Genomic DNA, 10313 nt, shown 5'->3' with positions numbered 1-10313 from the left:
GCGCAGACCGGGACGGCCAGGACGGCGTCGTTGGTCAGGGTCGCCATAACACTCCTTACGCGGGACTCGCGGTTCCGGACGCGGGCGGCGTCTCGACGCCACCGAGAACCGCTGGGGCGGCGGCCAATCCGGCGTCGATCTCGAATTCGCCGACGGCGGGTGCGTCCGCCGCCCCCGCCCGGGCGACGCGTTCCTCCTCGGACTGCGCGGCGGCGGGGCCGGCCGCGGCGGGAACCGCGAGTCCCGCGTAAGGAGTGTTATGGCGACCCTGACCAACGACGCCGTCCTGGCCGTCGCCGAACTGCTCGGCGTGCAGACGTTGCCGCTGGTGCTGGAGGTCGGACCACGACAGGACTCGATCGACGCCTTCACCGCGGCGCGAGCCGAGGCGCTGCGCGGGTTGCGCGCCGCTGGGCTCGTGGACCGCTACGACGACGTCGAGCCGGAACTCGGTGCGGCCCTGTCGATTCTGGCCCGGCCCGAGTCCGAACTCGCGGCGCGGATCGTCACCGCGGCCGGGGTGCATCGAGTGTCGGTGGTGCGGCGCGGCGCCGGGCACGCGGTCGCCGTCCGCACCGGCGACCAGATCGACGTCCGCACCATCTGGGCGGACGACGACGGTGCGGCACTGGCCCGTCCCGTGCTGGAGGTACTCGGTCCCGCCGGACCCGCGGATATCGCGAGCTTCAGCGCCGCCACCGACGAGCTGGCGCAGCGACTGGACCACGCCACGGCGGCAACGGAATTCGCCGAAGCGCTGTACGGACTGGACGTGGCGGAACGCGCGGCGATCGAATTCGGTATGGCGCTCTCGCAGTGCCACGCGCACGCCGAGATCGTCGCCTACCTCCACGCCGACGGCATCACCACCCGATCCTCCGGCGCCGCGGCGGTGTACGACACCGCCCGGGGCCGGATCGCGGCCAGCCCGGGCATCGCATCCGACCAGCGGATGTGGACCACCTTCACGCCGGGATCCGATCACCGCGTCGCACAGGCGATTACGGCGCTGATCGGCACCTTGCCCGGGGGAAGGTGGATGCCCTAGCTCGCGAGATCCCGTGCCAGTGACCACCTGTAGTACCGACCACCCGCATTACCGGAAAACACAGAGAGGGGCCTGACGATGGCCGGACAGCAAATCAGTAACGATGCAGCGAGTACTTCGCAGGCGCAGACCGATATGGCCAACTCGGTCGATCGCATCCGCGCCACCATCGCCCGCGTGACCGAGGCGGTCGACTCCGCCAAGCGCGGCTGGCAGGGCGACGCGTTCTCGGCGTGCAACAAGGCCGCCCAGGACTGGGACGAGGAAGCGGCCAAGCTGAACCAGATCCTCAACGAGATGACCGAGGAGGTCGGCCACGGTAACAAGACCTACACCGGCCTGGAGAGCGAGAACGAGAACGAGTTCCGTCAGCTCATCTCGCAGACCGGCGGTCTGACCAACCTCGGCGTCTGAGGCGAATCCAGCACAACCGTTCCACCGCACACGTACGAAAGGTAGCGACATGCTTTACGAAAGAACAGTTCTCCAGGAGCTCTCCGACCTGCTGAACGGCTTCCACAAGGATCTGCAGTCCGAGGCGAGCAACCTGCAGGACTGCGCGGCCAAGCTGGCCCAGGCGTGGGAGGGCAACGCCGGTCTCGAGGCGTTCCAGCAGTCGAAGCAGAAGTGGGACCAGCAGTTCGGCGACATCAACGGCGACAGCGACCCCAGCACCGCCATGGGCAAGGTGTCGGCGCTGTCCAAGGCCGTCGCCGCGGCGATGAACAACGCGACCGCCGCCGACAAGGTCGTCGCCAACGGCTTCGGCGGCTGAGTCCGCACCGCAGTTTCCACCACGAAGGGCCCGTCCGATGTCCCAGATCGGGCGGGCCTTTCGCTGTCGTCGCCCGGGTTCGGCGGGCAGCCGCTTCACATGCCGGAACCGCCGAGGCGGGCTCGGCCGGCGTCAGGCCGGAACGGCGGGATGTGCGCCGACGTAGCGCAGTTCCTCCGGTGTCGCCACCATGTACACCCGGGTCTCCCCGGCCTCGGTGCGCACCGTGACCAGGTTGGCCGTCTCGGGATCCTCGATCAGGGTGACGTCGGGTTCGAATCCGTCCGCTGCCTGCCCGGGCCGGCGCAGCAGCATCACCGTCGCGTCGGAGTGGTGCCCGCTCGGCGCGATGCCGTCGAAGACCACCATGGTCGCGAACCGATACGAGCTGGCCTGCTGGGAACCGGCCGACCAGGTGGCGAGCGTGAGCGCCTGCGGCATATCGACGTAACCGACCATCGGCCGCCATTCGTCGTGCCGATTGGTGTGCACCACCACACTGGCGCCCAACGCGATCGCGCGCAGGATCACCTGTTTGGCGACCAGGGGGGAGCCGATGACCTCGACCCGGCGCACGTGCCGGCTCACCAGCGGCAGCGCCACACCCTGGCCCGAGTTGTCGGCGCCGATGAGCTGTCCGCAGCCGGCGATCGGCATCGGCACCCGGTCCAGGGCGTCCGGCGGTCCGAGGTAGCTGTCCAGCGGCAGCGCCGGCACGCCGGTGCCCAGCGGCAGGCTGAAAAGCATTGCGCGCCGCTGCTTTCCGGGCAAAGGAATCAGTCCGGCGGAGCGCACCCGGCACGGCGCGTCGCGGGTCGCGAAGCGTGCGGTCGCCGTCACGGCGATCGAAGTGTCGGTGGTCGCGGCCGTACTGGGCCCGGCATCCGGCACCCGCTGCAGCCGCACGGTGATCGTGGAGGTCACCGTCGGCGTCGACCACACCTCCGCGATGCCGCGAGAGCCCAGGGCCTCGGGTGTCATCCGGTAGGTGGTGTGGTGAAAACCGTTGTGGATCAGACTGCCCGTCGTCTCCTCGAATTCCTCCGGCGTCGCGCCGAGGGTCAACTGGGCGACCGCCTGATTCATCTCGGTCGCCGAGAGCGCGACCGCCGACAGACCGCGCGCGGCGAGCCGATTGGCCACCCGCCGCGTGGCCACGACCGCCGAGCGCAGGGTCCCCTCCGCCCCGCCGCCGCGCCGATCCACGGCGGCGGCGTTGGCCAGCGGATCCAGCCGCAGGACCACCCAGACCGTCCGATGCGCCACGGCCGGCAGCGGCCCGAGGATGCTCTCGTAGGCGCGCGCCACCGCACCGGTGCCGGCACTGCGTGATCCGGTGCTGATCACATCGATGGCGGCCAGCCGGATGTCGAACTGATCGAGACAGCGCGCGATCTCGGCGAGCGGCAGCATATCGTCGCCGAGCAGACCGCTCGGGCTGAGCCGGGTGACCGTTCGCGGCTGCGCGTCGATCCGCAACATGGTGATGAGCCGGCCACCGTCCCAGCGCATTCCGTAACTTCCGCCTTCCGTCAGTGGAACATTGAATGGCGAATGTTGAACGGCGGTGGAACGATTACGAAACAATTGCCAACGAAAGGTAATTCCGCGCGCCAGGGATTGCGCGAGAGAAGTGCCTCGAATCGGCGCCAGCGCGACGATCACCACCACCGCGGCGACAACGACCGGGACCCACCACAGCGGTGTGAAAACCCTTGCCACGAAGGCGCCCACGGCCGCCGTGACCAGCACCGGAAGCACCAGGCGCAGGGGGAGCAGGTGGAAGAGCCAGAATTCCGTCGAACGCAATTGCGGTGCGTTCGAGCGCGATTCGGAAGCATCGGATGAATCGTCTCGAGGCGGTGTGACTTTTTCTCCGCGCGCGGTGGAGTTCATGCGCACATAATGGACTGAACTCGTTCGGCTTCGCTAGTCTGTCGAAGCGCGGGCGGAATCGGTTCGCGCCCTCGAATCGGGTCATCGGAATCAGCTAGTGGGTATCGGGAGGCGGTTGTGCCGGCGCAGTTGACGACCCGTGCCCAAGTCAACGGTTACCGGTTCCTGCTCAAGCGTTACGAGCACGCGCTCGTGCGGCGCGACGTCCGGATGCTGCACGACCCCATGCGGACCCAGTTCCGTTCGCTCGTCATCGGCGCCGTACTGGGACTTTTGGGCGTGGCGGGTGCGGCGATCCTGGCCTTCCTGCACCCGCAGGGCTCCGTGGGTGACTCGAAGATCGTGATGGGCAAGGATTCCGGTGCGCTCTACGTCCTCGTGGACGGAACCTTGCATCCGGTGCTCAATCTGGCCTCGGCGCGCCTCGTCACCGGCGCCGACGCCTCGCCGGCCTCGGTCAAGGACAGCAAACTGACCCAGCCGCGCGGTCCGCTACTGGGTATTCCCGGCGCGCCCGGTGCCCTGCCCGGATCGGGCGATCCCCGGCGGTCCACCTGGACGATGTGTGACAACCTGCTGCCTTCCGCGACGGGTGGTGCGGCCGCGACGGGCCCGCTCACCACGGTGATCGCCGGGCCGCTGGACAATCCGGCCGGTGGCGCCCGCGCGGTGCCGGTGCGCGCGGACCAGGCGCTGCTGGCCACCCACGGCGGTAAGACCTTCCTCGTCTACGACGGTAAGCGTGCCGAGATCGATCCCGGCGATTCCGTTCTGGTCCGCTCCCTCGGTTTGCGGGATCAGCGTCCACGGCCGATCGGCGGTGCGCTGCTCGATGCCACCGAACCCGTTCCGCCGCTGGCAGTTCCGGACATCGACCGGCACGGGACGCCGGGTCCGGGCAAGCTGTCGGATGTGCCGGTCGGCGGTGTGATCCGAGTACACGGCGTGGACGCCGACGAGCTGTACGTGGTCCTCGCCGACGGCGTGCAACGGGTCACGCCGTTCGCCGCGGGCCTGATCCGCGACGCGAATTCGCAAGGGATGAACGAGATCTCGACCGTTCCGCCGGACCGCATCGTCGGTATCCCGGTTCTGCACCGGCTGCCGATCGACGATTTCCCGCAGCAGGTTCCGTCCGTGCTCGCGCCCGACGCCGATCCGGTGGCCTGTCTGTCGTGGACCCGTGCCGCCGACGACGCGCGCGCCACGGTCACTCTGCTCGCCGGCCGCGCGCTGCCCCTGCCCGCGGATGCGGAGCCGGTCGTCCCGGCGACCGCGGACGGCGCCGGCGATCGGATCGACGGCGTCTATCTGCGCCCGGGCACGGGGGAGTTCGTGCGGTCGGTCGGCGCGGAGCCGGGCGCGGTGAGCAACGGCCCGCTGTTCTATGTGGGCGACAACGGGATTCGGTACGGCATCCCGGATGCCGACACCGCCAAGGTCCTCGGAATGCCGAAGACGCCGAAGCCGGCGCCGAAGCCGATCGTGGAGGCCTTGTCGGCGGGCCCGGCGCTGACCCGGCAGGACGCTCTGATGAGTCACGACAGCCTGCCGCAGTGCCCGGACGCGGGCGCGAGCGCGGTAGCCTGCGCCCGGCCGATCCCACCGCCGGGCAAGAACAACTGACCGCCACGGCCGTCCGGCAGCGCGACCGGTCCGCCGATCGCGGTGCGGCTCAGCGCAATCCGCCGAGTACACCTTCCAGCGCCTTGGCCATATCGGCGCCCTCGATCCGCATGAGCACCGTCTCGTCCACCGCCGACAGGTCGATGGATTCGTCTGTGGCCAAACGGAATTCGCGCTCCTCCTCGGCGGCTTCGATCACATTGCGAATGAACCGGCCGTTACCGGCGAGGTCCACCGCCCGCCGCTGCTCACCGCTCTGATCCACCACCTGGCGCTCGTAGAGCTCCCGGCACGCCGCCTGGAGCAGTTCCAGCGCATCTTCGGCGACCTCCGAATCCCGTTTGCTCGCAATGAACTGACCGATCCGGCCGAGTTCCTCGGGAGTGTAGGACTCGAACTTCACGCGCTTGGCGAAGCGGGATGCCAGACCGTCGTTGGAGGCCAGGAACCGGTCGATCTCGCCGTCGTAGCCGGCGATGATGACGATCAGCCGATCGCGGTCGTTCTCCATCCGGGCCAGCAGGGTGTCCACCGCCTCGCGGCCGAACGCGTCACCGCCGGACAGGCCGGTCTGAATGAGTGTGTACGCCTCGTCGACGAACAGCACTCCGTCCATCGCGGAATCGATCAATTTATTTGTTTTTATCGCGGTGCTTCCCAAATGTTCACCGACGAAATCCGAACGCTTTACCTCTACCAGTCGATCGGTTTTCAACAAACCCAACCCACAGTAAATTTTTGCCACCACTCGGGCAATCGTCGTCTTACCGGTTCCCGGCGGGCCGGTGAACGCAAGGTGTTGTCCGCGTGGCGCGCTGGACATACCTTTCTCGGCTCGAATCTTCGCCAATTGCGCGGTGGCCTGGAGTTTCGCCACCTGAGTTTTCACCGCGGCCAGGCCGATCTGCTCGTCCAACTCCGCGCGGGCGACCTCGAGCAGGCGCTTGGCCCGATCGCCGCGCTCCTCGGTCTCGACCTGCTCGGCGGTGGGCGCCGAGGCCGGATCCCAGCGGTCGGTGCGCGCGTCGATCAGTTCTTTCGAGGTCACCGTGAGGCGGTACTTGCGGTCGCGCATGGCCTGGGTGTTCGCGGCGAAGTCCGGCGCCTCGGAGAACACCTTCTCGAACAGGGCCTGTGCCTCGTCCTCGCGGCCCATCTCGCGCAGGCACAGTCCGCGGCAGAATCGGGCGGTGGTGGCCGCGGCCGGAATCGGACCGCTCTCGGCGGCCTCCATCCGGCGGATCGCCTCGCCGAACAGGCCGAGCTGCGCACAGGCCGTGCCGACCATCACGTGCGCGCCCGCGGCCAGGTAGGAGTCCTGCCAGTCCGCCGAACCGGCCAGCACGGTCATCACATCCGGCCAGCGCTGCGTCGTGTAGTGCAGCAGGCCGCGAACGTACTGGCAGATCCGGTCGTCGAGATCCCGATCCGGCTGCGACAGCAGACCCGCGCGATGCCGGGCCAGCTCGTCGAGCACCTGCTCGGCCTCGTCGTAATCGCCGGCGGAGATCAGCTGGGTCGCCTGCGCCAGCCAGATCTCGGTGTATCCGGCCAGCGGATAGTCGATGTACTGGCCCACCACGAACCGGCCCGCCAGCTGCCGCGGCGCCAGGCCGAGCCGGCGCTGCTCGCGGTAGAGGGTGGAGCCGCTGGTCTTGTAGAGGTTGAACACCACCTCGGGGGTGATCTCCCCGGCCGCGGCCCGGCCCAGCCAGGCGTCGCACATGCCCGGATCCCATTCGGTGGCGCGCTGGAATGCGAGCTTCGCATATTCGAGATCGGGCGTGGATTCCTGGCCGTCGATAGCGATGCCCAATGACAATACGCCGGCATCGAAGGCGCGTTGTGCTTGGCGGTTGCCGGTCATACGGACAGTCCCCTAAACGCGTGAATGTGCTAATTCTCGCTCAGCATACCGGCTGCCGTGACAGCCGATCTCGGTTAAGTTTGGAACGTCGCAATACAGCGACGAAAATCGTAGGGAGTTCTGTAATCCGTGACCGAGTCGTCGAGCAGCGGCGTGGGGGCCGTTGACCCGGAATTGTGCCGAGTGTCGGTGATCGGCGGAAATACTCAACTCGATGTGGGCCTGCCCGCGACCGTGCCGGTCGCGGCCTACATCACCGACCTGGTCGAGCTGATCGATTCCCGCAATCCCGACCTGACCGAACACGACGAGGGCGCGCCCGTGCGCGCACAGCACTGGACGCTGGCGCGGATCGGCCGCGATCCGATCCCGCCGCACCAATCACTCACCGACGCCGAGGTTTTCGACGGCGAGTTGCTGGTGTTGCGCTCGGTGACCGCCAAGGAGGCGCCCGCGCTCTTCGACGATGTGATCGACGCGGTCTCGCGGCTCACCGCCGAATCGGGAAACGCCTGGTCACCGACGGCGGCGCGCCGAATGGGGTTGGGCGCCGGGCTGATCGCGGTACTCGTCGCGGTCGCGGTCCTGGTGTCCGGTAAGGGCACCGGCATCTGGAACGGATTCATCGCGCTCGGCGTGGGCGTGCTCGCCGCCGGCGCCGCGGTGATCGTCGCGCGCCGCTATCCGGCCGAGCGCACGACCGCGAACGTGTTGTCGCTGTTCGCGATTGCGCTGCTGGGCGCGAGCGCGGGCCTGCTCACACCGGGCCGGGTGGGATCACCGCACGTCCTGTTCGCGGCAGTGGCGGCTCTGGTGGTGGCGCTGGCGCTGTATTCGATGACCCGCGCCGGGTCGCTCGTGGTGGCCGCGGTGGTCACCAGCGCCGCGGTGCTCGCGGTCGCGGCGGCGGTACGGATGGTGTGGGACTTCGACATCGCGAAGATCGCCGTCGGCGTGCTGATCGCGGGGCTGGTGCTGATCACGATGGCTCCCCGGGCGGCCGTCGCCGCGGCGCGCCTGCCGGTTCCCCCGGTGCCGACGGCCGGGGGCGCGATCGACCCCACCGATCACGAACCGCGCCCGACCATCGCCGATATCGGCGTCATCGGCGCGACCGCGCTGCCCTCGGCGGCCGGGCTGGAGCGCCGGGCCCACGCGGCGAATCAGTACCAGTCCGGAGTCCTGGTGGGCGCCACTCTCGCAGCGGGTTTCGGCGCCGTCCTGGGGGCCGATCCGCTGGGCGAGGCGCGCTGGCAGGGGTTGGTGCTGGCGGCGATCACCGCGGTGGTGCTGTGCCTGCGTGGCCGGGCGTACGCCGATCTCACCCAGGCGTCGACGATGATCGCGGGCGGCACCGCGGTGGCGCTCGCCGTCACCGCGGGAGCCGCTGTGGCGAACGAGGATTGGCGCGCGGTCGGCGCGGGCCTGTTGCTGATCGTCGCCGCGGCGGTTGTCGCCTTCGGTGTGCTCGGACCTCGCGCGGACGTGTCGCCGGTGGTGCGGCGGGCAATCGAGATCTTCGAGTATCTGCTGATCATCGCCATCGTGCCGCTGTCGCTGTGGCTGATGGACGTCTATTCGGCCGCCCGGAACATCTGATCGGGCCGATGACTGTGCTGCGCTACGGAAGAGATTGTCCGGTAGCGGGTTTCGCGCGCGGGGCGGCTCGCCGGCTGCGCGTGGCCGCTGCCGCGGCGGTACTCGGCGCGTCGCTGCTCGGCGGTGGTCCCGCGACCGCGGTCGCACCGCCGGCGATCGACGAGGGCGCCCTCGGGCAGGCGCTGGCCGTCAACGCGAAGAACGGTCCGCCGGACCAGACCGAGAAGCGCGCGGTCTGCGCCGAGCCGTATCTGACCGGGGCGATTCCGCGGGATCCGCCACTGCCCCAGCGGATTCTCGATCTGGACCGGGCCTGGAAGTTCAGTCGCGGCGCCGGACAGAAGGTCGCCGTCATCGACACCGGGGTGAACCGCCATCCGCGCCTGCCGGATCTGCAACCCGGCGGCGACTTCGTGACCGCCGGCGACGGCACCGAGGACTGCGACGGCCACGGCACCCTGGTCGCCGGCTTGATCGCCGCGCGCCCGAGTCCCGCCGACGCCTTCTCCGGCGTCGCCCCGGAGGCGCAGATCCTGGCCATCCGGCAGCTGAGCCTGCAGTACGAGGCGAAGAACCGCAACAACGACGAGACCGGCAAGGTCGCCGCCGGCGGATACGGTGACGTGCTGACGATGGCGGCCGCCGTGGTGCGCGCGGTCGACATGGGCGCCACCGTGATCAACATCTCCGAAGTGTCCTGCAGCCCAGCCGGTTCCGAGACCGCCGACGGCGCACTGGGCGCGGCGGTCGAATACGCCGCCGACCGCAATGTCGTCGTGGTCGCCGCGGCGGGCAATCTCGACCAGTCCGCCTGCTCGGCCCAGAACGACACCAGCGGCTGGAACGGAGTGCGCACCGTCATCAGCCCGGCCTGGTTCACCCCGTACGTGCTCTCGGTCGCCTCGACCGATCCGGACGGCGCGACCTCGCCGTTCTCGATCCACGGCCCGTGGGTGGGGGTCGCCGCGCCCGGCCGGTCGATCATCTCCCTCGACAGCAAGCCGGGCGGAACCGGTCTGGTCGACACCGAACACGGTGACGACGGACCGCTCACCATCGACGGCACCAGCTTCTCGGCGGCCTTCGTCTCGGGTCTGGCGGCCTTGGTACGCAGCAGATTTCCCGAACTGAGCGCGGCGCAGGTGATCGACCGGATCGAGCGAACCGCGCACAACCCCGGCGCGGGCCGCGACGATCGGGTCGGGTTCGGCCTCATCGATCCGCTGGCGGCGCTCACCGCGCAGCTGCCGCCGCCACCCGGCCAGGCCGCGCAGGTGCCACAGGCGATCGCGCCGCCCGCCCCGGATCCGGGCCCCGATCCGCTGCCGCGCCGGGTGGCGACCGTCGGCTCCGGCGCGTTGCTGGCCCTGCTGGCCGTCGGCTGGGCCGCCGCCCTTCCCTACCGGCGCAGGCGATCCGAACCGGTCGCCGACGATCCGGCCGCCGGATACCTGTCCGCCACCCCGGCTCCCACCGGGACCGACTCGCCTCGAGGAGAGTAG

8 protein-coding genes are annotated in these 10313 nt (G+C 69.5%); 6 read left to right on the top strand and 2 right to left on the bottom strand.

From position 1 onward, the window contains the following. Positions 1-259 precede the first annotated feature (259 nt). The 3 genes from A5780_RS18370 to A5780_RS18360 all read left to right on the top strand — a co-directional run bounded on the left by A5780_RS18370 (position 260) and on the right by A5780_RS18360 (position 1823). On the top strand, positions 260-1048 hold the full coding sequence (locus A5780_RS18370; protein ID WP_064909082.1) for an ESX secretion-associated protein EspG: 789 nt from the start codon (positions 260-262) through the stop codon (positions 1046-1048). A 78-nt stretch (positions 1049-1126) separates the two neighbouring features. Beyond that, on the top strand, positions 1127-1462 hold the full coding sequence (locus A5780_RS18365) for a WXG100 family type VII secretion target (protein ID WP_030513428.1): 336 nt from the start codon (positions 1127-1129) through the stop codon (positions 1460-1462). A gap of 49 nt (positions 1463-1511) precedes the next feature. After that, positions 1512-1823: a WXG100 family type VII secretion target gene (locus A5780_RS18360; protein ID WP_030513429.1), complete on the top strand. Its 312-nt coding sequence runs from the start codon at positions 1512-1514 to the stop codon at positions 1821-1823. A 132-nt stretch (positions 1824-1955) separates the two neighbouring features. On the opposite strand, the gene eccE is transcribed toward A5780_RS18360, so the two are convergent. Continuing rightward, entirely contained in the window at positions 1956-3632 is a 1677-nt protein-coding gene (gene eccE, locus A5780_RS18355) for a type VII secretion protein EccE (protein ID WP_197521790.1), read from the bottom strand. Between the two features lie 204 nt (positions 3633-3836). Here eccE and eccB point away from each other — a divergent pair, with 204 nt between their 5' ends. Beyond that, a complete protein-coding gene (gene eccB, locus A5780_RS18350) occupies positions 3837-5345 on the top strand; it encodes a type VII secretion protein EccB (RefSeq protein WP_064909080.1) in 1509 nt (502 codons plus the stop codon). A 49-nt stretch (positions 5346-5394) separates the two neighbouring features. On the opposite strand, the gene eccA is transcribed toward eccB, so the two are convergent. Next, positions 5395-7212, bottom strand: coding sequence for a type VII secretion AAA-ATPase EccA (gene eccA / locus A5780_RS18345; protein WP_064907195.1), 1818 nt, complete (start codon positions 7210-7212; stop codon positions 5395-5397). A 129-nt stretch (positions 7213-7341) separates the two neighbouring features. Between eccA and eccD the strand changes: the two genes are divergently transcribed. Both eccD and mycP read left to right on the top strand, forming a co-directional pair. Continuing rightward, the gene (gene eccD / locus A5780_RS18340; protein ID WP_063012546.1) at positions 7342-8811 is read left to right on the top strand and encodes a type VII secretion integral membrane protein EccD; all 1470 of its coding nucleotides are present in this window, start codon (positions 7342-7344) and stop codon (positions 8809-8811) included. Between the two features lie 8 nt (positions 8812-8819). Further along, positions 8820-10313, top strand: a complete 1494-nt coding sequence (mycP, locus tag A5780_RS18335) for a type VII secretion-associated serine protease mycosin (RefSeq protein ID WP_082976548.1) — start codon at positions 8820-8822, stop codon at positions 10311-10313.

This window comes from Nocardia sp. 852002-20019_SCH5090214 (assembly GCF_001665865.1).
GTDB classification, from domain to species: domain Bacteria; phylum Actinomycetota; class Actinomycetes; order Mycobacteriales; family Mycobacteriaceae; genus Nocardia; species Nocardia nova.
The sequence above is the reverse complement of the archived record's forward strand: the minus strand, read 5'-3'. Positions and strand labels throughout refer to the sequence as shown.